The sequence below is a fragment of the Povalibacter sp. genome (assembly GCF_036735925.1).
In the GTDB taxonomy this organism is placed as follows: domain Bacteria; phylum Pseudomonadota; class Gammaproteobacteria; order Steroidobacterales; family Steroidobacteraceae; genus Steroidobacter.
Map to the genome: position 1 here is coordinate 1 of NZ_DAINNK010000010.1, position 24,040 is coordinate 24,040.

A 24,040-nucleotide genomic window follows, 5' to 3' on the forward strand; every position below is an offset into this window, starting at 1 on the left:
CGACGACCGCCGTCTTGCCGACGCCCGCCTCGCCGGTGAGGATCGGATTGTTCTGGCGCCGGCGCATGAGGATATCGACGACCTGGCGGATCTCGTTGTCGCGACCGACGATCGGATCGAGCTTGCCGCTGCGCGCCTGTTCGGTGAGATCGACCGTGAACTGCTTGAGCGCTTCCTGTTTGCCGAGCTGCGCCGACGGCACCGCACCGCTGGCTTCACCCGGCGCGGCGCCCCCGCCGACCGAGAAGCCATCGCTCGCGCTCTGGGCATCTTCGGGAGAGCCGCCGACGATCTGCGCAAAATTGTCGCTCAGCGATTCGAGCTTGATCTTCTCGAACTCGGGAGAGATCTGCAGCAGCGCGTTCTTGAGGTGACGCGTGTTGAGGATGCCGACGATCAGGTAGCCGGTGCGCACCTGCGCCTCGCCGAACATCAGCGTCGCGTAGACCCAGCCGCGCTCCACCGCCTCTTCGACGTTGGACGACAGATCGACCGCACTCGCGCCGCGCGGCAGGCGTTCCAGCGCATCGGTGATGCCTTCGGCGATGCGCGCCGGATTGCAGGCGAACTGCTTGAGGATGCGATGCAGATCCGAGTCCTGCAGTTGCAGGATCTGGTGGATCCAGTGCGTCAGTTCCACGCTGGGATTGCCTCGCAGCTTGCAGAACACGGTTGCGCTGTCGATGGCCTTGTAGGCGACCTTGTTCAGTTTGCCGAACAATGCGCCGCGACTGATTTCCGCCATGATCTTTACTCCTGGTCGATTCGATTTCTTGTCCTGCGAGGACGGCACTGCGTGCCGTCGCTTCACATGTTCTGTTACGCCGCGATCGGCTGCTCCGAGACGTCGATGATGACATCGTCCACATCGCCGGCCGACATCGGCGACGCCATCCAGCTCGACCATCCCAGATGGCCGAACTCGCCGAGCCGGGCGCCGGGTACGCGCGAGCGGTGCACGATGAACTGGATATCCCAGGCGTATTCGAAGCCGAGATAGTTCATCACCGCCGCACGCAGGCGGTCCAGGCTGGGGCTGCCGGGCAGGTACTGCATCAGGTCGCCGATATCCACCGGTCCGATCACCAGCCTGATCTTGTGTTGCGCGCTCCACACCTGGCTGCCGAGCACGTTGTGTCCCAGCAGGCCGGTGTCGGGATCGCCGAGCCGCATCCGCTCCGACGGCACCACCGCGAGCCATTCGCCCACGCATTCTTCGACGCGCACCGGCAGGTTCAGGTACGCCGCGACCATGGATTCCAGCCCTTCGCGCGTCCGGGTGCTCGCTGCCAGCGTGCCGGCGAAATAGAGCTTGGCGCGATCCGGCCAGGCATCGGCATTGCGCAACGCGGGGCTGGCGAAGCCGGCCAGGGCCGCTACGTATCCTGCAAATTGATCCTGCTCGGGACGATCGAAATGCACGGTCGGGCGCGCGTTGGCCCAGGCGCGATAGAACAGCTCCAGCATGCGGTGATGGAACAGATCGGCGAACGCCGCGAGCGTACTGTCGCGGGCATTCGTGATGCGATCGTGGACGTATTCGGTGAGATGCAGCGGCAACGGGCCGTGCGGACCGAACAGGCCGAAGAAGTAGCCGAGGATCTTGAGACGATTGCCTTCGATCGGTTCGACGCTGGCCAGCATCGATGCCGGAAATTCCAGCGACGCGCGCTGCCCGAGCCGGAGCGGTTCGTCCGCCGGTCGCGCCGCCGTGCCGAGACGAGGCAGCTCGTTCCAGGCGCATTCGACGCGCCGCATCGCTTCGAAGAAATCGAATTCATGCGGCCGCGCCAGCAGGTCGGCGAGCTGCGTCAGAGGATCTGTCGCTGGCCCTGTCTCGCTGGCCATCGCATTACCTCGCCGCGGTTGATTGTCTTCAGCGTCAGGCGCGTGAAGCTGTTCAGCGCCACGTGGCGCCGGAAGAATTCTTCGAGCACGGCGCCGAGCACGAACGGCCCCTGCCCCTGGAACGCCGCATCCTCGCAGGTGAGCTGGATGTCGAGCCCGCGCACGTACGACACCTGTCCCGTCGCCGGCAGCCGGCCGGTCGTCGGCCGCGCGAGGATGTCGCGCACGCCGTCGATCTGTCGCTGCACGGCCGTGTCATGCGGATCGCTGTAGAGCAGCAGCAGTTCGCGCAGCGCCGAGGCGCCTTCCTTCGCCGACGATTCGAGCAGCGACAGGTAGTTCAGCGACAGGTGGCTGAGCATGCGCCACGCGTATTCGCCCTGAACGCTCGATTCGCGCGGCTTGGTCGGCCCGGCGACGCAGCGGATCGACGTCAGCGGTGCGCCGATGTCGACGGTGAAGTCGGTCTGTCCCTTGCCGATCGGCATGTGCAGCGGCAGATCGCGATTCGTGCACAGCACGTACAGCCCGAGCTGTCGCAGGTCGCTCGCATACGGCGCCTGGTCCGCGTCGACCAGCGACACGAACACTTCGCTGCCGATGTAACTGGAGCGCGGCCCCTGCGAACGCTGCTTGGTCGACAGCGCGCGCGGTTCGCGACGGAGGGTGAAGAATGCTTTCTGCCGGCCGTGCCAGGTTGCTTCGGTGCTCGCATAGAACGGCTCGAAGAACACTTCGGGCTCGGTGCCCGAACCGTAACCTTCCGCGCGCAGGATCTCGTAGATCTCGAAATCCTGCGGTCGGGTGCGGTCGGCGATCACCTGGTATTCGTGCTGCACGCCATCGAGATGGATGCGATCGGCGCGCTTCTCCGACAGGTTGATGATGGGCGTGCAGAAGAGCCGGAAATTCTCGCCGGCGACCGCGCCCTCCATCCACGGCACGCCGCGGTTGAGCAGGATGATCACTTCGAATTCATTGCCGTTCAGCGCGCGGACGGCCGAGCCCAGTTCCTGCAGCCGAACGAACAGGAAGCGTTCCGGAAACGCGAAGTATTCGTGCAGCAGCCGGTAGCCCTGGAACGAGCGCCGCGAATACGGAATCAGCGCTTCGGAGTCATCGAAGCCGCAGCGGGCGATGGCGCTGCGTCCGCGCGTATGCGCCACGCCGCGCGCGCCCGGCGAACGCACCAGGTAGCCCGTGTTGTTGGCGAAGATGGCTTCGTAGAGCGCGCCGGGCAAGGCATCGGCGCCGTTCACGTACAGCGTGAGATCGTCGAGCTGCAGTTCGTTCAGCGGCACGCCCGCCGTCGTGCGGAAAGTGATGCGCAGTCCGGCGCGCACGCCCTCGCCCGGCGTCACGCCGATCGCGGCGAGGCCGGCGGTCGAGCTGAAATACTTGGCCTCCTTCACTTCGAGCGGCCAGAGCTGCAGATCGTGCGCGGTCCGATAATCGCAGGGCGTGCGATCGTCCTTGCCGATCACCGAGCGCATCGCGGTGCCGGCCGGCACCTTGTAGCCGAGCGCCAGTCCCGCTTCTTTCAGGTCCGGCTGGAACTGCGCGATCGCCATCGAGGGCGTCGGCGCGAGATAGTGCGGATAGATCATCTGCAGCAGGTGCTGCGTGAAGGTCGGAAACTCCGCGTCGATCTTGAGCTGGACGCGCGCCGCCATGTACGCGAAGCCTTCGAGCAGGCGTTCGACGTAGGGATCGGCGCATTCGAATCCTTCCAGCCCGAGCCGGCCGGCGATCTTCGGATGCTCGCGCGCGAACTCCGCGCCCATCTCGCGCACATGGAGCAGTTCGCGGTTGTAGTAACGAAGAATCCTGGGATCCATGAGTTGGCGTGATCAGCGCGATGATTCGGCGACGGTGACCGAACCGGTTTCCAGATCCAGTTCGGTCTTGAGATACAGGCTCAGCGGCACCGGCTGCGCCCACAATTGTCCTTCGATGATGAACGACATGGCGTGCCGGGTCATTTGCTCCGGCTCGATACGCACCGTGACCTTGAGCGTGTCCGGCAGGATGCGCGGTTCGAAGTTGAGCACGGCCTGTCGCACCGCGCGTTCGAGCGCGAGCGTGTTACGGCCTGCGACCGACGAACCGGCGAGATCGGGAATGCCGTAGTTGACGGTGGAACTGGCTACCTGCGGCCATTCGGAGAGATCCTGGCTCGCCTGCAGATGAACCGTATTGAGCAGCCAGCCGACATCGCGCAGGACGCTCTGTCGCAACTGGGTCAGGCCGAGCACACGCTTGTCGCGGCTCTCTTCGCGCGCTTCCGGCGCGTCGTCGGTGAGACGGTCGAGCAGCGAGGGCTGCAGTCGTTCCTGTTGAAGTAGTTCGGCCATCGCCTGGGCCGTCTTCAGGCCGTCGGCGTGTCGAAGGCGATCTCCCTGACTTCCAGCAAGGGATACTCGCCGGCATCGGTCGTCAGCATCCGCTGTCCGACACCGAAATACGTATCGGCCGGATGCGCCACCCAGTCAGTCCGGCGCGATAGCTTGATGAGGTCGTCATCGCTGCCTTCCGACGCGGCGTAGCGCGATGGGATCAGCGCCGGCACCTGCCCCTGGTTGGTCCAGGTCACGACCGTCTGCAACCACACGGTGTCCTGGAGATCCGTCGGGGGTTCCATTCGCAGCGATTTAATGCGATCGAACGGCACCCAGAAATACTTGCCGTCGACGATCAGTTCGAGACAGGGACCGATGCGCGAATCGGCATCCGCGATCCATTCGAACCTTTCGCCATTGATCGTGCCCGACACGGTCGGTGCACCTTCGAGCGCCTGGCCGCGCAGCTCGGCGGCCTTTTCATAGTGGCCTTCGGCGGACAGGCGCAGCGCTTCGAGCAGCGAGGCGACCCAGCCTTCCGGCTCGCCCATCAGCAGCGGCGTCGTGCCGCCGGCAAACACGCGGGCGCGAAGCTGTTCGGCCTGCAATGCCTGACGACCGACCTGCGCGAGGATGAGGTTGCTGGACTCGAGGTCCGAGGCGACTTTCAGCTGGGTGGCGGCGCGTTCCCATTGACCGAGAACCGCCAGCAGCTGGTAGAGAAAGATGCGGGCCTTGGCGTCGCCCGGATTGCCGCGGACCCGCTGCTGCAGATCCTGCAGCGCCTGCGAAAGGTTACCGGCGCGCACGCTTTCTTCAGGCGACATGGCGGGATCCATTCAGTACGGCGCCCCTCAGTGCAAGCACTGAAGGGCGCCAGGTTGGAAGAAAAATCGAAACGGGACGATCAGGCGTTCTTCGCGATGTCGTACTTGATTTCGATCGCGCCGCCCTTCTTGGCGCCCTTGTTGTCCTGGGGCTGGTAGCTGACTTCGAACGACGCGAAATTGAGCGTGACGTTCTCGGTCTGCTGATCTTCACCACCGCTGCCGCCGCCGGAGACGGACGTGACGATGATGTCCTTCAGCTTGATGACCAGGTACGGCAGCGGATCGCCACCGGCCTTGCGCATCGTCAGCGTGCCATCCGGATAGTGCGAGCCCTTGCAGCAGGCCAGCATCAGCGAAGGCGACGACGAATCGAGGTAGTGGGTGAAGCTCAGATCCTGAACGTTCACCTTGCCTGCGCCGCCGCCGCTGCCCGTATGGGTGGTGCCGCTCTGCGACATGCCCCAGCTCCAGGCCAGCACCTGGATCTGATCTTCGAAACCCTTGACCTGCGACTCGCCCTTCAGCGCGCCCAGCTTCAAAAATGAATCAATTGCCATTGTTGTGCTCCGTTCGTCGGCTTGAATCGTTGAAAACCTTCGACCACCTGACCGCTTCCTTCAAAGCGTGGAGGCAGGTTAGTCGAGCAATGCAATCATCGTTGTGAAGTGAATCCCTCTTTCCCGGTGTCGGATTACTTGCCACCCGACAGCCTGGAAACGAGACGCAACGACACCGTCAGACCTTCGAGCTGGTAGTGCGGACGCAGGCGGAAGACCGCGCCGTAGTAGCCCGGCTTGCCCTCGATCTCCTTCACTTCGACTTCGGCGCCGGCCAGCGGCTTGCGCGCCTTGATTTCTTCGGATGAGTTCTGCGGATCGCCGTCGACATAGTTGAGGATCCAGTCGGAGAGCCACTTTTCCATGTCGGCGCGTTCCTTGAACGAACCGATCTTGTCGCGCACGATGCACTTCAGATAGTGAGCGAAGCGCGAGCACGCGAACATGTACGGCAGACGCGCCGCGAGCGCGGCATTCGCCGTCGCTTCGGCGGACTCGAATTCCGCCGGCTTCTGCAGCGACTGCGCGCCGATGAACACGGCCTCATCGGAGTTCTTCCGGTGCAGCAGCGGCATCATGCCGTTCTTCGCCAGTTCCGCTTCGCGACGGTCGGTGATGGAGATTTCCGTCGGACACTTCATGTCCACGCCGCCATCGTCCGACGGGAACGTGTGCGTCGGCAGGCCCGCCACCGTACCGCCCGATTCGACGCCGCGGATGCGCGTGCACCAGCCGTACATCGAGAACGACTTGTTGATGTTGGTCGCCATCGCGTAGGCGGCATTCGACCAGGTGTACTTGGAAGAATCGGCCGCGGCGGTGTCTTCCTCGAATGCAAACTCTTCCACCGGCTCGGTCTTCGCGCCGTAAGGCAGGCGCGACAGGAAGCGCGGCATCGTGAGGCCGATGTAGCGGGCATCGTCCGAGTCGCGCAGCGAACGCCAGGCGGCGTATTCGCCCGTGGAAAAGATCTTGGTCAGGTCGCGCGGATTCGACAGCTCCTGCCACGAATCGAAACCCATCAGCGTCGGTGAAGCCGCCGTGATGAACGGCGCGTGAGCGGCGCCGGCGATCTGGCCCATGCCGCGCAGCAGTTCGACGTCCTGCGGCGAGTGATCGAAATAGTAGTCGCCGACCAGGCAGCCGAACGGATCGCCGCCGATGGTGCCGTACTCTTCTTCGTAGATCTTCTTGAAGATCGGACTCTGGTCCCACGACGTGCCGGGATAGCGCTTGAGCGTCTTGCCCAGTTCCTTCTTGCCGACGTTGAAGATCTTGATCTTCATCGTCTCGCTGGACTCGGTGTTGAACACCAGGTGCCGCAGGCCGCGCCAGGTGCCTTCCATCTGCTGGAAGTCGGCGTGGTGCAGGATCTCGTTGATCTGATCGGAGAGCTTCTTGTCGATCTCCGCGATGATCGCGTTGATCGAGTTGACCGCGTCATCGGCGATCAGGTCCTTGTCCTGCAGGACGTGCTCGGCGAGCGTCTTGACCGCCGACTCGACCTGCTCCTTCGCGCGGTCGCTCTTCGGTCGAAACTCTTTGGTCAGCAGCGACTGAAAGTCGCCCAGTTCGACTGTGCCGGTTTGCTGCTGTCCGGCGCTCTTGGCTTCGGCCATCGTAAAACTCCTCGGGAATGGGGTCTGGATCTGCGGCCGTTATTCAGCGGGCTTCGGTGCCGAAGCCAGCGACTGCAGCAGCGCCGGATCCTGCAGTGCCTTGGTGATCAGCTTTTCCGCGCCGGCCTTGCCGTCCATGTAGGTGACGAGGTTGGACAGCTGCGTGCGCGCTTCGAGGAGCTTCGCCAGCGGTTCGACCTTCTTGGCGATGGCGGCCGGAGAGAAGTCGTCCATGCTCTCGAACGTCACGTCGACGGCGAGCTGGCCTTCGCCCGTGAGTTTGTTCGGCACGGCGAAGGTGACGCGCGGCTTCATGGCCTTGAGACGGCTGTCGAAGTTGTCCATGTCGATCTCGAGCGCCTTGCGCTGCTCGATCTCGGGAAGTTCATCCGCCGACTTGCCCGACAGATCCGCGAGCACGCCCATGACGAAGGGGATCTGCTTCTTCTGCATTGCCCCGTTGGTTTCGAGGTCGTACTCGATCTGCACACGCGGCGCACGGTTGCGCGCGATGAATTTCTGACCGCTTTCTTTAGCCACGCGAATCTCCCGGATAGCTGCCCCAGGTGGGGTGCAAAAAAATTGTTGCAGGAAGTTGCGTCAGAACCAGCGCGTGACGCCAACGTCCGAAACCGCCGATGGAACCGGCGGGTACTCTACGCCGCACTATTCCCTTTTCTCAAGACCGACAATGACTTCCGCCTCTGACGCGCCGCTCGAGGTGAGGTCGCGGAGGATTTCCATGAAGTCCTTGTCCACCAGCCGCTTCGCCCGCTGCAGCAACAGGGGGACCGGGCTGGAGGGTTCGGCCTTGGCATAGTAGTCGCAGATCTTGTCGATGGTCGTTATGACATCCGACCGATTGCGGATGGTGCCGCTGATCGGTTGACTGCCGCCCTGTGCGCCTTCTGCACTGCCGCCGCTTTCTGCCGATCCGGCATTATCGGCTGACACTTCGCCGCCGCCGCGCTTGGCGAGCTGCGCATCGAGCAGGCCCTTCATTTCCCGCAGGTCGGTCGCCAGGGGTTTCAGGTCGTCGGGGATGCCGTCTGCCTTGTCCAGCAGCACGTGCTGGATGGCGTTGAGATGGTCGGCGGCCGCCGTGATCGCGGCGGCGGTTGCCGTCAAGGCTTCGATGCCGACGTCGCCGAAAGCGCCTTCGATCTTCGCCAGTTCCTGCGCGAGATCGGTGCCTTCGGGCAGTTCGACGTTGAGCGTGCCCGTGGCGATCCGGTGCGAGCGCAACGAGTGCCTGCCGAACTGCCGCGACTCCACCAGCGGGGCGAGACGCAATGCCGCCAGCGCATCGTCGCTGACGAGCGCGGACACGAGCGAATTCACGCGGAACGTCGGATCGTTGTCGTCGTCCGCATCGAGCATCGGGAACACGTTGTCCCAATAACGTTCCAGCAGGCCGCGCATGACGCCGAGCCCGCCTTCGAATCCTTCGAGGCCGGCGGTCTTGAGCAGCGACAGGTACAGCAGGCCCGCGACCCGCAGATCCTTGGTCGAACCGAAGAGCTCTTCGGCAGCTTCGCGGACCTTGGGCCAGGGAGGATCCTGCGCCGGCCGGACCTTGTCCCCGATGACCTGCTCCGGTTTGCCGCGCGCCAGTTCCTGCAGCGACAGGAACGGCTCTTCGTATTCCAGATCGCGACCGCATGGCGCGTCATCCGAAATGGGATTCAGCAGGGATTCGATATCGAGGACTGCCATGCTTCTTGATGCTCTTCTAGGCGCCTGCGCTCTGTCGTAAACAGAACGAGCTTTGTAACCGACACCACCCGCCCGTACCGTTATGCGTGTCACACGAATACAGCACGCCGATCCGCATCACACGATGGGCGCAGCATATGACAAGCCGCCGTACCTGCCTATTGCACAAATGCGGTGCCCTGGATGACGAAACTGAAATCAACGTACGTTACGGTCCGGCACACGGCGTCACTGCAGCGCAGGTCAGGTCCGCGGCATCGTTGTCGTCGGCGCCTTCCCTGATCCAGCGCAGGATGCGGCTGAAGACGTCGTTGTCATTACTCGCATCGTCCTCGAAGGCCGGGATCGACGGATGTGCGCAATCATCCCCGGCGTTGCCCGGACACTGCAGCAGCCGACTCGACAGCGGATCGGACGGCTTTACCCGATCGTTTGCCTGCAATCGGGTCCATACCTGCGACGGCGTCCCCGTGAGGTCGAGTCCGCCGAGCTGCGTCGTGGTGTTGTGGCAGCTCTGCGTGCAGGTCAGATTGGCCACGAGCAGATTGCTGATGCCCTGCCCGTTCGCGCTGTCGATCCAGGGTTCGCGCGGCCGCACCAGCAGCGTCAGCCTCGCCTGCGCCTGCTGGGCTGCTGGCGTGGTGCTGTCCGTCACTGCGTAGGACTTGCAGACACGGCCCGTGAATATTCTCGGACTGCCCTGCGATGCCTCCGCCGGCGCAGTGAAACGCCAGTCGAGCGGCCCGGCGCCTGCAGTCAGTCCCGTCGGATCGGCGAATGTGGTCGTATACGGCACCGCTCCGCCGCTGACGGCAAGCGAGATCGCGCCCGATTGCCCGAGGGACACGGTGCTCTGATCGCACTGGCTGGTCGCGATCAGTTCGGGAATGACGCGGACTGACGCTTCGTAGGTCGTGGATGATCCATCGCCGTCCACATCGACGATCCGGTAGCGGAAGGTGTCGATGCCCGGAGCCGCGGGCACGTAGCGGATGACACTGCGGCCCAGCATCGGGTCCGCGACCACGGCGGCCTGTCCGCCCTGTGGCGTCTGCAATGAAGTCAGGGTACAGGCAGCCGCGGCGGCATCGCTCGCGCACACCGTCAGCACATGTGGCCCATCGCCGTTCTCGCCGGCGGCCCCTGCCAGCGGCAACGGGGCTGTCGTATCGCCATCCGGGATGACGCTCGCATTTGCCATGACATCGAGCGTCACGCTCGGCGTGCCGGGCGCGACGGTGCGGGATTGCGCCACGCCTGTCGGAGCCCAGTTGGGTACGACGATTTCGCGGCTCGCCGTCGAGCCACCGGCGCTCAGAGTGACTGCGTAACGGCCCGCCGCATCGAGGCTCAGCGCCGGCAGCAGGCTCGTCGGGGCGGACAGGCTGGCTGCTGCGCCCGAGGGCGTCTGCACTGCCCAGAGGAAGTCGCCCTGTCCGCCGGAAATCTCGCCGCGCAGACGTGCGAGCGAATGACGGCGCGCCACACGCAGCTGCCCCGCCGAATCGAACGATTGCCGCGCTCCCGTCGCATCGCCCGCGAGCTGGATCTCCGCGTCGACGATCGACGGACGGATTGCCGGTCGCAGGCTGCTACTCGGCACGTCGAGATGGTCGGCGAGCGCCTGGGCCGCGGACTTGCCGGTGCTGACCCAGAAGCGATCCATGGTCAGGCGCGCGTCCGGCATTTGTCCCGCAGCAACACGGGTCGCGAGGTTGGCGGCGTTCGCAAACTGCTGGTAACAGCCGAAGGCGATCTGGTGATCGCGACCGGCGTAGGCCGTCGCGGCGCTCTCCGGCCCGCATTTGTCGAAGGGATCGAAGCCGGTCATGCCTGCGCCCGCCGGATTCGGCACGTGGGCGATGTGGCACATGCGGCAGTTCTGCGCGAACACGTCGCGATACAACGCCGCGTGGCGCGAATCGACGCTCCATTGCGGCGGCACGAAGTCCGGATTGAAGGCGCCGTCTGGCCCCGAGTACCAGCCCTCGACCAGTTGTCGAGACAACGCGAAGCGATGGTCGCCCCCTTCCGGATCGACAAAGGTCAGGTACGCGAGCTGATTGAGCGCCCTGATGGGAGCGGCCTGACTGGCGCGGCGCGTATCGAGCCAGCGCTGGTGGTGCACGGCATTGGTGGTGTCGTCGACGAAGCCGGCCTCGGTATCGTCGGAAAACAGCAGCGACTTCGCGTCCCAGGGCAGGAAAGCCGCGTTGACGTTGCCGCCTGAGGCGTAGTGCGCGGGGTTCTGCGGATCCAGTCCCAGCGGCGTGCCGCCGTGGCAGACCGTGCATGCGCCCGGCAGGTATTTCTCGCCGCGTCCATCGAGGTTGGCGCTCAGCACGCGTTTGAATTGCGTACAGCCGCCTGCGGGCGGACGCGCGGGATCGCAGCGGACATCCGGCGCGAACGTGTAGAACTTCACGAAGCGTTCGCCGCCATCGCCGGTGCGGCTGTATTCCATCGCCACGGCCAGCTGCGGTCCGAGCTTCTTGGCCGCCGCTTCGAGACTGCCGTAGTTCACGACCACCGAGGCGACATCGCAATCGCCCGGCTGCGGATTCGTTGCGGCGCCACAGAGCCTGCGCGCGTACATGTCGCGCCCGAAGCCGAGATCGAAGTTGTTGACGTAGATCGCATGCGCATCGGAACCGCTGGCGACGGCGGCCCAGTCGATGGTCGTCGCCGAGGCTGCAAGGAATCCGTTCGCCTTGAGCCAGCCGATAAACGTCGTCTTCGCGCCGTCCGGATCGATCGTCGCGTAATACGCCGTGGCGGTATCGAAGGTGTCATGCGTGCGTGCTGCCGTTGCCGGGCTGGCAGCGGACATCGCGGCCGCCAGTTCGCGCGTCGTGAAGTCGAGCGCGACCGCCGGGGCCGCCGGGGCCTGAATTCTTCCCCGAATCTTCTTCAACACCTGCGAGGCGCCTGCAAAGGCAACGGGTGTGGCACCGAACTCGCGCACGCATGTCTGTGCCGCGCCGGCGGGCATCGAACTGTTGGCGGCCTGGTGGATGCGCACGGATACGGCGACGACGGCCTCATCGATGCGCGCCGCGTCGACGACGCGATTGGCATCCGCCTTCTGTACCAGCGCCGCGATCTGGTCGGCATCGAATGCAGGCACCGGCACCGCGAAGGCGGGATTGGCGATGGCGTTGCAGTCGTGACGGCTGCCCAGGCTGCTCAGCCAGGCCCCGGCAAACGATCGCGAATACACGAGCACGCCGGAGACTCCCTCGTTGCGCCGGCCGGCGATGTCCCAGTAGCTGGCGCGCGCTTCCACATCGATCGTGAATGGCTCGTCCGCGCGCAGGCAGCCGGTCTGGGTTGGCGTCGTGCAGGACGGATAGTCCGTCGCGGTCGCCGCAACGACGGTGAAGGTCGTCGGCGCGTCGAAGTAGCTGAGGAACTGATCCGGATCGGGTACCGGATCGACCTGGATCGTGACGTCCTGCTGATCGCTGCGACCGTCCGAATCCCTGACCACCAGCCGCAGCTCGATCGCCGTGGAATCGGGCGGAATCTGGAAGGCGATGGTGCTGTTGTTGCGCTTGACGATGGGCAGGCCCTCCGCCGCCGCATTGCGCGGCTGCCAGTCGAAGGAAACGATGGGCAGGATCGTCTCGCGACTGTCCTTGCCGCTCAGCAGCAGCTCGCTGCCGGCGCGCGCCTTCACGGTCACGGTTTCGCCGCTGCGTGTCGAAGGCTGGCCGATGACGGTGACGATGGCATCGGGCGGCGTGTCCGAACTCTCCTGGTTGCCTACGTCGCTCAGGCCGCTGCAGGCGGCGAGGCAGATCGAAGCGAATGCGGCGCCGATGATTCTGGTTTTCATGAGGCGCGCCTTCAGAATTCGAAACGGAAACCGGCGGTGATGACCGAGTCGGTGTAGGCGTCGAAATCGAACACTTCGAGGTATTGCACGAAGCCGTTCAGCCCGTGCGGCAACACGACCGTGAAGCCGCCGGCCAGCGTGTAGTACTCGTCGTCGGGAACGTCGGTGCTCACGGCGAAATCCGTATCGCCGCTGCCGAACAGCTGCCCGAGCGCATCGGCATAGCGTGTCGAGATCACATGGGCATCGTCCGACAGCTCGAAGTGATAGCGGCCGACGACATAGGGAATGATCACGCCGAACGACGGCGTGAACACGTACTGGAGCTTGAGCGAGGGCGATACGTCCAGCGATTCGATGGACTGCTTTCCCACTTGCAGATTGAACGGATCGTTGCCGCCGCTGCCCAGGTTGTCGATCGACGTTTCGGTAAAGGCATCGATGGTCGTGTCGGAATAGACGACGTCGAGTGCGGGGTCGATCGAGAACGCGCGCAGGCGCCAGGAATAACCGGCATTCGCCGTCGCCATGAGCGTGCCGCTGTCGGTCTTGCTGCGGGCGGTGCTGTCGACCGACAGGACGGTCGGATTCTGCGAGGGATACGTGATACGCCGCGTCGTGTCGTGCGTCAGTATCTGGTAGCCGACGGAGGCCGACGCATAGGCGCTCGTCCCTTCCCACAGGCCATACACCAGGCCGCTGAAACCGTCGGATTCGATGCCGCCGTCGACGATGCTCAGCGACGAATCGAAATCGATTTCCTTGGCGGAGTAGCCGACGATCGCGCCCGCGACGAGCGATGGTCTGAAGCGATAGTCGACGCCGACGGTGATTTCCTCACCGTCGAAATCGAAGGCGTCTTCGAGATCGGTGGGATCTTTCGAGCCGTAGCCGTAGCTGGCATCGACGAACGAACCCCAGCGGTTGAAGTCTCCCGGCACGTCCGCGCTGGCGCCCGCACCGAGCGAACGGGCGGCGCCGGCGAGCAGGATGTCGCGATCGTCGCTGGCATTGCGGACCGTGCGCAGTCCGGAAACTCCCCAGCGCAGCACCGACAGGCGCGTGGCGAGCGCCGAGAGCTGGCTCGCTGCGAATCGTGTCGTCGCCGAACCCTGCCCGGCCATTTCTTCCGCGGCAGTCCAGCGCAACGCGAAACCGAGTCCTTCCGCATCGAGTCCCAGACTGTAGCGGGTCGAGCCGCTGCCCAGCAGTTCGTTCGCCGTCTCGACGAGCTCGCGCGTTTCCTGGAACACGCTCAGATCGCCGTCGCTGCACTGGGCACCGGCGCCATTGGCACACGGTCCGACGAGCTGGTTGTAGGTGGCCTGGTTGGCGCGCGCGGCCGCCCGTTCCAGGGCATTGAAGCCGGCCAGTTCAGCCAGTTCGACCAGGCTGCCGTCCGTGGCGGACTGACCCCACGCAGCTATCGGAACGCCGACCGTGGCGGCCATCACAGCGACACGCACGCAAGCCTTCATTCTTGTGCCTCCCCGGCAACCGGCTTTTGGTACATCTTCGCGACGACCGCCGGACTTCATACCTGCGCGTCGGGGCGATCAACCGTACGAAAGGGCGCAACAGGAGAGTTCTGTCGCGATGCGGGAAGTTGTCGCAGAAGGCTTCTTCTTTCTTCCTTACTGTGGGGCCGGCTTCAGCCGGCCGAAGAACTGTCAGGCTAAAGCCTGACCTACAGAAGAAGCTCAGGCCGGCTGAAGCCGGCCCCACAGGAGAGAAAATCAGGCGGCGACGATATCGACGACGACCGCCGTGATGTTGTCGCGCGAGCCCGCATCGATCGCGGCCTTCAGCAGGCGCGCGGCGGTCGTCTGCGGATCGTCCGGAACCGAGAGGAGCTCGTGCAGCCGCTGATGATTCAGCGGGCCGTGCAAGCCATCGCTGCACAACAGGAAACGATCGCCGGGATGCACATGACCAGTGCGGTGATCCAGCAGCAGGGTTTCATGGCCGCCGAGTGCGCGCGTCAGCTCGCCGCCGCTGGGGGCAGGATTCAGTTCATCGAATTCGCCGACATTGGCGCCGACGGCGTGATCGCGCGTGAGCCCGCGCAGCGCGCCGTCGCGCAGCAGATAGGCGCGGCTGTCGCCGGCCCAGAGCACGCCCCACTCCTGCTGACGTATGCACAGCACGACGACGGTGCTGCCGCTGCGATCCGCTGCCGAGGTGCTCAGCGCAGCGCGGACCAGATCGTCGTTCGCGCGGCCCAATGCAACACGCGCGGACTGCAGCGCCGCACTCACGGTCGCCGCCGGCTCGATCGATGCAAGCGAATCCACCGCGAGCTGACTCGCGTACTCGCCGCGACTGTGGCCGCCCATGCCATCCGCCACGGCCCAGACGCCGTCTTCGGCGCGTTCGAAGAAGCGGTCCTGATTCATCTTGCGGACCGGACCGGTGTCCGTGATGCCGCCGGAGGCGATCTCGTAACTGAACTCGGCCTTGGGCTGCAGGACCAGATCGCCGGCGTCGCCCGCCCAGCCGCCCTCTTCCCATTTGCCGTCGAGCATCGACGAAAACCGTTGCGGTTCCGGCAGCGATTTCACCAGCAGGCAGCTCGCGCCGACATCCTCGGAGCCTTCGGTCCACCACAGCGACATGGGCTGCAGATGACGGCCCGCCAGTTCCATCAGCGGATCGATCAGCGAGGCCGCCACGCGATCGACGGAGATCATCGGCACGCGCCAGTGCGTGGATGCCGCAGGAAATCCATCGCCCAGGCTGATGCCGTAATACTGCTCGACGTTCGACAGCGGTTCCGCGCTCGCCTGCACGGCCTCGTCGAACTGATCGATGTCGAAGTCTTCGGACTGCAGCGCATGCAGCGCCAGCGCTTCGATGGTCTTGAGCCATTCGCGGCCATGGATCACCACCGCCATCGGCGGCAGATCGGCCGGCAGTTCGCAGAAGACCGTCAGCGGAAAATAACGTCCGACCCGATCGACGCTCGGCAGCACGATGCCCGCATAGCTCGACGCGCTGATCACCCCGCCCGTCAGGAAGAATCGCCACACCGGGCTCGTCAGGTACACATCCAGCCAGCCATGGCCGAGCTGCTGCCGGCTCTGCGCGATGCATTCCTGCAGCCACGGATCCCAGGTGTTGACGAACTCTTCGGGCGCGCGCCGCTGCAGGAAATCCCCGTGGCTGGGCAGCTTGCCGAACCAGCCGATGCGCGAACCCGACATGCGCGTCAGCCCTGGCAGTTGAAGCCGTGCAGCACGTCGCGCGCGAATGGATTGCGCGATGAGTTCGCCTGCACGATCAGCCGGAGGGTCTTGCCGTTGAGCGTGTAGGTGGCGAGGAAGCGCGTTTCGGTCTGTGCCTGGAACTCGGCCTTGCCCAGCAATCGATACAGCGCCCACGGTCCCTGTTCGACGATGTTCTGCCGGCCGCCGCCCTTCTCTTCCATCGTGATCGCGGCCTGGCCCGGCGACGGGCCCGGCCACACCATGGCGATGGCGCGTTGCGGACCGTGGCGGTACTCGAGCATCTGGCCGTCGACTTCGAAGGTCATGCGCGTCGCACCGGCATCGAGCGCATCCGGCGTCACCGTGAAGCGCACCTCCGGCATCGCGGCGCCCGCGGGGAAGTAGGTCAGCCCGATGCGCTGGGCGCGCTGGAACTGTGCGGGAACCATGGCGCCGCCGCCGATGGATGCGGCTTCCGGCTTCCAGCGCCACTGCGGACGATTGGTATCGACGAACGGCAGCATCGTGCCCTTGAAGAACGTATCGAAGGTGCCGTTGGGCGCGAAGATGCGGCCGAAGTCGGCGAGCGGCAGATCGGTCGCGCTGGCGCTGACCAGCGGATACTTGCCGGCCGCAAGCTCCTGGCACTCGGCGACGACCTGCTGGCGATAGCGCGCGGAGAAATCGCTGCCGATGCTGCTGGTGGCGACCGAAGCGCCTCTGCCCGTGGCGCGCGCCACGACACCGGCGACCGGTCCCGGCAGCGTCTTGGCATGCGTTTCCAGATCCCGCACGGCCGTCGATAGCTGCGTGGCCATTTCCAGCGGCGGCGGACCGCCGAGCGAATTGATCTGGCCGAGAATGCCCTGCAGGTTGGCGAACTTCTGCAGCGTCATGTCGATCGGAGCGGGCGAGCCGGTGACGAGCTTGTGGATCGATTCGAAGTGCCGGGTCGTGAGCGTTCCGGGCGGCGCCGCCGCACCTGCCGGCTGCGTGCTGCCGAACACCTTGCCCAGCGTGCCGAGCGTGCCGCTCAGTGCGGCCTTCGCCTTGTCGGCCGCGCCGGGCTGCTGCTGCGGCTCGATCAGCATCGTGTTGGCGGTCACGACTTCCAGCAGCCGTTTCAGCGGCGAGGTCGGCGCGCCCAGCAGGCCCCACAACTGCGCCGCATCCTGCGTGCTAGTCGTCGGCCGCAGCGTGATGTCGGCCACCAGTGCATCCCAGGTGCGGATGTAGTCATCCTCGTAGAGCTTCATGAACTGCGACATGAGCTGCGGCGAGCGCGCCGCATCGGCGATGTTGCCGCCGAACACCCAACCGTCGGTGACGAAGCCCTTCACCAATTCCAGTTGTCCTGTGGTGCTGATCTGCTTGAACACCGGCTTGGTGTACAGGCCGGGCACCGGCTCCGACAGGTCGCGACCGCTCTTGCGAACGAACACGTTGTCGCCGCCCAGGCCGACTTCGCGCGACAGGTCGATGGCGTCGCTGGTGTCGTCCGCGTAGCTGAGCTTGAGGCGGCTGTACATGAGCACCGGCAGCGAGGCCTGCTTCAGCGAATTGCGGGCGCGCTCGACGATGCCGTCGTCGAGCTTGATCGGCTGCAGGCGATCCTCATCGGCGATCAGCGCATTGAAGTGCTTGGTCACGCGCTCCAGCGACACCGGATCGTTGGCGAATTCGCGCTGCCATTCGTAGCGACCGATGAAGCCGAGCTGCGTCGAGTCCAGATGCTCCGGCATGCCGAGCATCAGGTACGCCTTCAGATACTCGTAGAGCTTGTCGGGTTCGCCGGCGAAGCTCGCCAGCCGGTTGCGGAAGTGATCGGCCACGCCGGGCAGCAGGCTCGCATTCAGTTCGCGAACGTACGCATCGTGCGCGGCATTCGATACCGAGCGGCCCTGATACAGGCCCCAGCGCATGGAGAGCGGCACGTCCTGCTGATGCTGGTCGGCGACGCCGATGATGCGGTCGAGCACGTCGAGGCGGTCGAGGCTGGCCGTGAACGGACTCATCGGCGGTGGCGCCGGCACGGATTTCAGTTCCTCCGTCGCCTTCTCCACCTCGGCGAGATACGAGCGGTTGCGCTGGTAGCTGATGGAAAAGACGACGATGCCGATGACGATGGCGAGCACGACGGCGATGTAGATCGCGCCGTTCACCAGCGCCTGGCGCACTTCCATCGCCTTGTTGACGCCGGCGAGGCCGGATTCCTTGAACAGGATTTCCTTCAGCAATCGCTGGATGAAATACGCACGCCCCTGCCCGGACTGCACGGCCGCGCCGCGCACGTTGAGACCGAACTGGCGCGCCAGTGCGCCGAGCATGCGGTCGATGGGCGTGCCTTCCTGCGTGCCGCTGGTGAAATACACGCCGCGCAACTGCGCCTTCTGCGCGCCGCTGGAGCCGAAGGCTTCCGTCGCGAAGTCGTTCAATGCACGGCGCAGGGCCGCGAACTGGCGCGGAAACGTGAAGATGAGCGAGCGGCGTCGCACGTCGCGCTCGCTTTCGAGACGCAGCATGAGACGCGAGTTGAGACGGTCGGTGAGCAGGTCGAATTCGCTCAGGATCTGCGCGGCCGCCTCGCCCGAGCGCGACGCTTCGATGGGGAACGTCATGCCCCACACCTGCGCACGGCCTTCCTGGTTCAGGTCGTCGAAGAACTCGGTGAAGCCGGCGATCAGGTCGAGCTTGGTGAGGAAGAAATACAGCGGCAGGCTGATCTTGAGTTCGCGATTCAGCTCCTCGACGCGCCGACGCACCGCCTCGACATGGCGACGGCGATCGCCGTCGTTCAGCGCCAGCAGATCCGGCGCGCTGATGGCGACGATGACGCCGTTGATGGGACGACGGCCGCGGTGCTTGCGCAGCTGGGTGAGGAATTCGATCCAGCCCGCCTGATCGGCTTCGCTGTCCGAATCCTGCGTGGTGTAGCGACCGGCGGTGTCGAGCAGGATGGCTTCGTCCGTGAACCACCAGTCGCAGTTGCGCGTACCGCCGACGCCGCGCAGCGCTTCCTTGCCGAACTTCTTCGACAGCGGGAAGTTGAGGCCGGAGTTGGCGATGACCGTGGTCTTGCCGGCGCCCGGCGGGCCGATGATGATGTACCACGGCAGTTCGTACAGATTGACCGACTTGCCCTTCGATTCGCGCAACGCTGCCAGTGCTTCATCGAAGCGCGCGCGCAATTGCGCCGCATCCTGCGCGCCGCGCGGCTGCTTGTCGGCGCCCGCGCTCATGTCCTTCGCGATCTTGTCGGCGGCGAGCTTGGCCTTCAGCTTGCCGAGCACGGACCAGAGCACGCAGATCAGGATCAGGACGCCGATGGCGACGAGCCGCTCGGTCACTGAATCGAGCGGATGCAGGCTGCCGAATGCGAGATACGGCCCGCCGAACCAGATCACCAGCGACAGGAACAGGATCGCCAGCGACATCAGGAACCAGCGCTTGGTGAACAGACCGAAGATCGCCTTCATTGCGCGGCACCCTCATCGACACTGACGATCTCGACGCGCCGGTTGCGCGCACGATTTTCCGCCATGTTCACCGGCTCGTAGCGCGGCTGGGTCGAGCCGACGCCCACCCATTCCACGCGGCCGAAATTGTTGATCGACGGCTTGAGCAGGTTGGCGACCGTCACCGCCCGCTCGCGCGACAGTTCGAAGTTGTCGGCGAACTGCAGCGAACGCACCGGCACGTCGTCCGTGTGACCGACGATCACCACCTTGCCCGGCACCTGGTTCAGGCCGTTGGCGATGGCGGCGATCATGTCGTTGTATTGCGGATTGAACGTGGCGCTGCCCGAGCGGAACAGGTTGCTGGAGATCAGCGTCACGACCGTCTTGTCGCCGAAGTCCTCCACCGTCAACTGCCCTGCCGCCTCCTGCGGCGCCAGCAACTGCTTCAGCCGGTTGGCGCGACTCACCGGTGCCGTGTACTCGACCTGCACGCTCGGCTGCGACAGCGCCGCCATCACCGGTTCCGCCGCGCGATTGAGGCGCGCTACATAGATCACGAAGGCGATGACGAGAATCGCCAGGCCGACGCAGGCGACGATCCACCACGGGATGTAGCGGAAGATCGGATTGCGCTTGTCCTCGACGCCGCGCCAGTGGACCGACAGTTCCTGATCCTTGATCTGGCGCGCATCGCGAACGATGACCGCGAGCTTGTGCTGCAGGTCCGCCAGCCGCGTGGCGCCGCGCTCGTCGATGCGGTACATGCCTTCGTAGCCGAGCGCGAGGCAGACGTACTGAAGTTCGATGAGATCGATGTAGCGCTGCGGCTGCGAGCACAGCCGATCGAGAATCTGGAAGAATTTCTCGCCGCCCGACTTCTCCTTGTGAAACAGGATGAGCAACGACTGACCCGACCAGTCGCTCTGCGCGCCCCACGGCGTATTGAGGACGGCCGAATCGAAGAACGTGCAGATGACGTAGCGCGCCACCAGCGCATCTTCGGGCGCGACTCCGGCGGCGCGCAGGCGTTCGTCGAACTGACGCACGTCCTGCATGGCCTGCGTGCGCAGCGCATTGATGTCCGCATTGGCGACCGTCGACTGCAGGCGCGATGCGACGGCGATCAGCGGCCCGGCCGCCTGCAGGATCGGATTGCGGCCGCCCGAAATGAAATCCTGCACCGCCAGATTTCCCGGCGTCGGCGCGGGACCGTACTCCTGTCCGCCCCGGGGCGGCGGCGCAGCGGGACGCACCTGGCTTTGTCCATCCGATGCAGGGCGGCGTGCCCCGCCCGGTCGCGGCCGCATGACCGTGCCATCGGCGGGGGCGAATGGATCGTCGAAATCGTTAGCCACAGGTTCTGCTCAGTCTCAGTTGAGATGTACGAGACGGAAGATTTCACACAGAGAACACAGAGAAGGATTCTTCTGTGGGGCCGGCTTCAGCCGGCCTCTTCAAGTGCAGCAGGCCGGCTGAAGCCGGCCCCACAGGAAGAGGGAAGAAATCCTCTTTTTCCGACCTCTGTGATCTCTGTGTGAAACCTCCGGCTTCTTCCGCTCACGATCCGCGGATGGCCCACATTTCCATTCCCAGTCCCGGGAAGGAATCCGGCACGTGCAGCGCGATGCCGCCGCCGGCCTTGAGTTCGCGGAACAACGCACTGCCGCGATCGAGTTCGAAATAGGTGAAGCCCGCATGGAACGGAATCTGGCGCGGCGCCACCGACAGCGGCTGCAGCGGAATGCCGGGGATGTGTTCGTTCACCAGCTTCGCGATCTTCTCCACCGACGCCAGCGTCACCTGGGCAGGGAAATCGCGGCGGATCGATTCGGCGGCCACATCGGCGCGGGCGGCGAGGATGAAGGCCGCATCGTCGAACAGGCTGCGGTCGGCCACCACGCCCACCGAAATGTTGAAGCGCTTCTTCTCCAGCGGAATCTGTACGGCGTTCTGCTTCAGCACCACGGCAAAGCACGCACGCAGCGCAGTCATCACGGGCTCGTAGCAGGTGCGCAGGTTCGTGTGCTCGTACTGCGGCAGCTTCGGCGGACGGCGCGACTCGCTGGTCAGCGTCGACAGATCGCCGATGATTTCCAGGCACAGGCGGAACAGATCCTCAGGATGCACCAGGCCGCTCTGCGCATAGTGCGTGACCAGCGGCTCGTAGCGATTGATCGCCTGCAGCATGAGGAAGTCGGCGATTTCTGCCGAACCGCTGCGGCCGCTCGCGACCGCTCGCGCGGCCAGCGCTTCGCCGCGCTGGTGCAGCAGTCCCTGCGCCTCCGTCATGAAGGTGGCGAGGATCGACGCATGTTTCGCATTCAGTACTGTCGGGATGAATCGTTCTTCGAGCACGACCATGCGATCGGCACGACATTCGACGATGTGCGCGATCGGGATCGTGGCGTAGTCCTCGTGCGGCTCGTCGGCCAGCAGCAGCTTGGAACGCAACACCGCGACTTCCAGCGAATGCTGCGCCGTCGAATCGCCGGCCGCATCCTTCACTTCGACGTCGCGGGCGCGATAGCGCATGACGCCGTCGACGGCTTCGCGGCGGTCGGATTCGCGCGTTCCCTCGCGGCGCAACGGAATCGCCAGCGACACCTGCTTGTCGCGAACCTGTGCGGTGAGTTCGATGGGCGACGGCAGCGGCTCGTCGTCCGGCATCGAAAACGGCGTGCCGTCGGGAAAGACGCCGGCCGCGCGCTTGAGACCCAGCTTGCCGATGGCGAGCAGGTCACGCTCGATCTGGACTTCGGTCAGGCCCCAGGAATTGGCGCGCAGCGAGGCGGTCCGTCCCTCGACCAGCTTCTCGACGTAGCGATCCTGCTGCTGGAAGTGCTGCGGCCTGAGAAACAGGCCTTCTGACCAGACGACTTTGTTGTTGGACATGTCGGATGTGCGTCGCGGTAATGGGAAAGTGGCGGAGCTGGCGGATCAGTCGCCGACCGTGATGCTCACCTTGTTCTTGTCCACGCCGAAGGACACGCGATCCTTCTTGACGAGGTCGAGCAGCGACTTGTTCGGCGCCTGCACCACCACACGCCACTGCGCGTTGCGATAGTCGGCGTATTCGGCCATCGCGCCGAGCACGCGCGCCTCCGGAGAAATCTTCAGTTCGAATTCCTTCGATTCGCCCGGGGACAGGTCGAACTCCAGCCGCTGCACCACGCTGGCGGCGAGCGTCTCCTGTTCCTTGTCGACCAGCGCCCAGAAATCCGCGCCCATGAAGGCGCCGTCTTCCTTGAGCTGGAAAATGCGTACGTGCACCGGCGAGGCGCGGCCATCCTGGTTCGGATTCACGTCGGCCGAAGCGGTGATCTGCGCCTTGGCCACGGCCGGCTTGGGCGGCGCGGAGCCGCAGCCTGCACCGACGAGTGCGCCAATGGCGATCAGGCTCCAGGGAATCCAACGCAATCTCATGGCGCTCTCCGCGTTCTTGGCTGTGTTGCGAATCGACTATTGACCGTCGCCGACGGTGCGGCCGGTCATCTTCAGGCGATCCATCTGTTCTTCGTAGGCCTGGGCGAAGAATTCGCCGAACAGGCGCTTGAAAGTTTCATCCGGATCGCGGGTCATGCTCTCGTACTGCTCCACGTACTGTTCGCGAAACTTGCCGCCCTTGCCGCCGATGTTGAGCAGGCCGCCGCGCTTCGAGGGTTTCTCGAGTTCGGCATCGATCTTTTCCGGATCGAACTGTTCGAGCATGGAATTGAAGGCAGTGCGAATGCCCTGCAATACCGCGATCTGGTGATTGCGCACGTCGGTCAGCGCTTCCTGGAAAGCGCGGACCGTCGGCAGGTAACCGCGATTGCGTTCGACCAGCAGCGTATGCAGCGCCGCCTCGACGTTGGGGGAGAACTTGAGCGGATTGTTTTCGGTCGGCTGCATGCGCGTCATCGACATGCGCAGCTGCGACTTGATCTCGGCGCGCGATTGCAGCACTTCCATCAGGCCCTGCACGACGATGCGCAGCACCTGGCCGAGTTCGCGCGCCATTTCCGGCGACATCTGCGAGGCCGGAACGCCGGCGGCGCGCAGGATTTCTTCCAGTTCGAGACTGCCCGAACCTGCGGCGACGGGATCGGCCGGCGGTCGCGCCGGAAGCACTGGAGTGCGCTGTGTCTGGGCAATCGTTGCGGCGGGCGGCGGAACCGCAGGCGCTTCGGCGGGCCGACGGATCGTGCGCGGCGGCTGTGGTGCGGTTTCGACCGGCGAGCGTTCGGGTGCCGCGGCATCCTGAACCAGATCGCCGAGACCGCCCGTCTTCGCAGGCGGCGGAGCCGCCGGCGTTTCGATCCGGGTGCGTGATTTTTCCCAGGTATCCGGAATGGAATCGTCGCGCAGCGCCTTCGTGCGTGACGACTCCGCCGGTGACGGTGCAACCGCCGGCCGCGCCGGCGTCGGCGGAACGGGCCGACGCACCGGCGGTGCCGCCGCGGCCGGCGGCTGTTGTCCCATCTGCGTGAACCCGGACGAATGCTCCCAGCTCTCGGGAATTCTGCCGCCGCCCGGGCGCGGCGCGGGTATGGGCGCCGACTGCACGATCGGCGTCGGCGCCGTGAAGTTGTCTTCGAGGATCGACCGCTGATTCAGATTGACGGGAATCGGCGGTGCCTGCGGTTTCGC

At 64.9% G+C, this 24,040-nt stretch carries 16 protein-coding genes and 1 pseudogene; all 17 read right to left on the reverse strand.

Annotated features, from left to right (window positions below):
• A pseudogene (locus tag V7D81_RS05090) lies at positions 1 to 745 on the reverse strand (type VI secretion system ATPase TssH); the annotation flags it as partial.
• 74 nt (positions 746 to 819) lie between these two features.
• The gene (gene tssG, locus V7D81_RS05095) at positions 820 to 1,848 is read right to left on the reverse strand and encodes a type VI secretion system baseplate subunit TssG (RefSeq protein ID WP_324314977.1); all 1,029 of its coding nucleotides are present in this window, start codon (positions 1,846 to 1,848) and stop codon (positions 820 to 822) included.
• A complete protein-coding gene (tssF, locus tag V7D81_RS05100) occupies positions 1,812 to 3,686 on the reverse strand; it encodes a type VI secretion system baseplate subunit TssF (RefSeq protein WP_324314978.1) in 1,875 nt (624 codons plus the stop codon). Before tssF ends, tssG begins: the two co-directional genes overlap by 37 nt.
• 12 nt (positions 3,687 to 3,698) lie before the next feature.
• Positions 3,699 to 4,202 carry a type VI secretion system baseplate subunit TssE gene (tssE, locus tag V7D81_RS05105; protein WP_324314980.1) on the reverse strand — a complete coding sequence of 168 codons (504 nt, stop codon included), beginning with the start codon at positions 4,200 to 4,202 and terminating at the stop codon, positions 3,699 to 3,701.
• Between the two features lie 14 nt (positions 4,203 to 4,216).
• Positions 4,217 to 5,014, reverse strand: coding sequence for a type VI secretion system accessory protein TagJ (locus tag V7D81_RS05110; protein WP_324314981.1), 798 nt, complete (start codon positions 5,012 to 5,014; stop codon positions 4,217 to 4,219).
• An 80-nt stretch (positions 5,015 to 5,094) separates the two neighbouring features.
• Complete coding sequence (locus V7D81_RS05115) at positions 5,095 to 5,574, reverse strand: Hcp family type VI secretion system effector (protein ID WP_324314982.1); 480 nt, start codon at positions 5,572 to 5,574, stop codon at positions 5,095 to 5,097.
• A 134-nt stretch (positions 5,575 to 5,708) separates the two neighbouring features.
• Complete coding sequence (gene tssC, locus V7D81_RS05120) at positions 5,709 to 7,193, reverse strand: type VI secretion system contractile sheath large subunit (protein WP_324314983.1); 1,485 nt, start codon at positions 7,191 to 7,193, stop codon at positions 5,709 to 5,711.
• Between the two features lie 39 nt (positions 7,194 to 7,232).
• A complete protein-coding gene (tssB, locus tag V7D81_RS05125; RefSeq protein ID WP_324314984.1) occupies positions 7,233 to 7,733 on the reverse strand; it encodes a type VI secretion system contractile sheath small subunit in 501 nt (166 codons plus the stop codon).
• A gap of 126 nt (positions 7,734 to 7,859) precedes the next feature.
• Entirely contained in the window at positions 7,860 to 8,909 is a 1,050-nt protein-coding gene (tssA, locus tag V7D81_RS05130; RefSeq protein ID WP_324314986.1) for a type VI secretion system protein TssA, read from the reverse strand.
• Between the two features lie 208 nt (positions 8,910 to 9,117).
• Positions 9,118 to 12,747 (reverse strand): hypothetical protein, encoded by a 3,630-nt coding sequence (locus V7D81_RS05135; RefSeq protein ID WP_324314988.1) that lies wholly within the window; start codon positions 12,745 to 12,747, stop codon positions 9,118 to 9,120.
• Between the two features lie 11 nt (positions 12,748 to 12,758).
• Positions 12,759 to 14,225 carry an autotransporter outer membrane beta-barrel domain-containing protein gene (locus V7D81_RS05140; RefSeq protein ID WP_324314990.1) on the reverse strand — a complete coding sequence of 489 codons (1,467 nt, stop codon included), beginning with the start codon at positions 14,223 to 14,225 and terminating at the stop codon, positions 12,759 to 12,761.
• Between the two features lie 258 nt (positions 14,226 to 14,483).
• On the reverse strand, positions 14,484 to 15,950 hold the full coding sequence (gene tagF, locus V7D81_RS05145; protein ID WP_324314991.1) for a type VI secretion system-associated protein TagF: 1,467 nt from the start codon (positions 15,948 to 15,950) through the stop codon (positions 14,484 to 14,486).
• Positions 15,951 to 15,955: 5 nt separating this feature from the next.
• Positions 15,956 to 19,429, reverse strand: a complete 3,474-nt coding sequence (gene tssM, locus V7D81_RS05150) for a type VI secretion system membrane subunit TssM (protein ID WP_324314992.1) — start codon at positions 19,427 to 19,429, stop codon at positions 15,956 to 15,958.
• On the reverse strand, positions 19,426 to 20,766 hold the full coding sequence (icmH, locus tag V7D81_RS05155) for a type IVB secretion system protein IcmH/DotU (protein ID WP_324314994.1): 1,341 nt from the start codon (positions 20,764 to 20,766) through the stop codon (positions 19,426 to 19,428). The genes tssM and icmH overlap by 4 nt, the downstream gene beginning before the upstream one ends.
• Before the next feature lie 202 nt (positions 20,767 to 20,968).
• Positions 20,969 to 22,303, reverse strand: a complete 1,335-nt coding sequence (gene tssK / locus V7D81_RS05160; RefSeq protein WP_324314995.1) for a type VI secretion system baseplate subunit TssK — start codon at positions 22,301 to 22,303, stop codon at positions 20,969 to 20,971.
• Between the two features lie 45 nt (positions 22,304 to 22,348).
• A complete protein-coding gene (gene tssJ / locus V7D81_RS05165) occupies positions 22,349 to 22,834 on the reverse strand; it encodes a type VI secretion system lipoprotein TssJ (RefSeq protein WP_324314996.1) in 486 nt (161 codons plus the stop codon).
• 36 nt (positions 22,835 to 22,870) lie between these two features.
• Positions 22,871 to 24,040: type VI secretion system-associated FHA domain protein TagH (gene tagH, locus V7D81_RS05170; protein ID WP_324314997.1), on the reverse strand; the 1,170-nt coding region annotated here is incomplete at its 5' end.

Coding starts and splice junctions, on each gene's coding strand:
- tssK (WP_324314995.1), bottom strand. CDS start 22,303: ATGTCCAACAACAAAGTCGTCTGGTCAGAAGGCCTGTTTCTCAGGCCG.
- V7D81_RS05110 (WP_324314981.1), bottom strand. CDS start 5,014: ATGTCGCCTGAAGAAAGCGTGCGCGCCGGTAACCTTTCGCAGGCGCTG.
- tssJ (WP_324314996.1), bottom strand. CDS start 22,834: ATGAGATTGCGTTGGATTCCCTGGAGCCTGATCGCCATTGGCGCACTC.
- tagF (WP_324314991.1), bottom strand. CDS start 15,950: ATGTCGGGTTCGCGCATCGGCTGGTTCGGCAAGCTGCCCAGCCACGGG.
- V7D81_RS05135 (WP_324314988.1), bottom strand. CDS start 12,747: ATGAAAACCAGAATCATCGGCGCCGCATTCGCTTCGATCTGCCTCGCC.
- tssF (WP_324314978.1), bottom strand. CDS start 3,686: ATGGATCCCAGGATTCTTCGTTACTACAACCGCGAACTGCTCCATGTG.
- V7D81_RS05115 (WP_324314982.1), bottom strand. CDS start 5,574: ATGGCAATTGATTCATTTTTGAAGCTGGGCGCGCTGAAGGGCGAGTCG.
- tssA (WP_324314986.1), bottom strand. CDS start 8,909: ATGGCAGTCCTCGATATCGAATCCCTGCTGAATCCCATTTCGGATGAC.
- tssC (WP_324314983.1), bottom strand. CDS start 7,193: ATGGCCGAAGCCAAGAGCGCCGGACAGCAGCAAACCGGCACAGTCGAA.
- tssE (WP_324314980.1), bottom strand. CDS start 4,202: ATGGCCGAACTACTTCAACAGGAACGACTGCAGCCCTCGCTGCTCGAC.
- tssG (WP_324314977.1), bottom strand. CDS start 1,848: ATGGCCAGCGAGACAGGGCCAGCGACAGATCCTCTGACGCAGCTCGCC.
- V7D81_RS05140 (WP_324314990.1), bottom strand. CDS start 14,225: ATGAAGGCTTGCGTGCGTGTCGCTGTGATGGCCGCCACGGTCGGCGTT.
- tssM (WP_324314992.1), bottom strand. CDS start 19,429: ATGAAGGCGATCTTCGGTCTGTTCACCAAGCGCTGGTTCCTGATGTCG.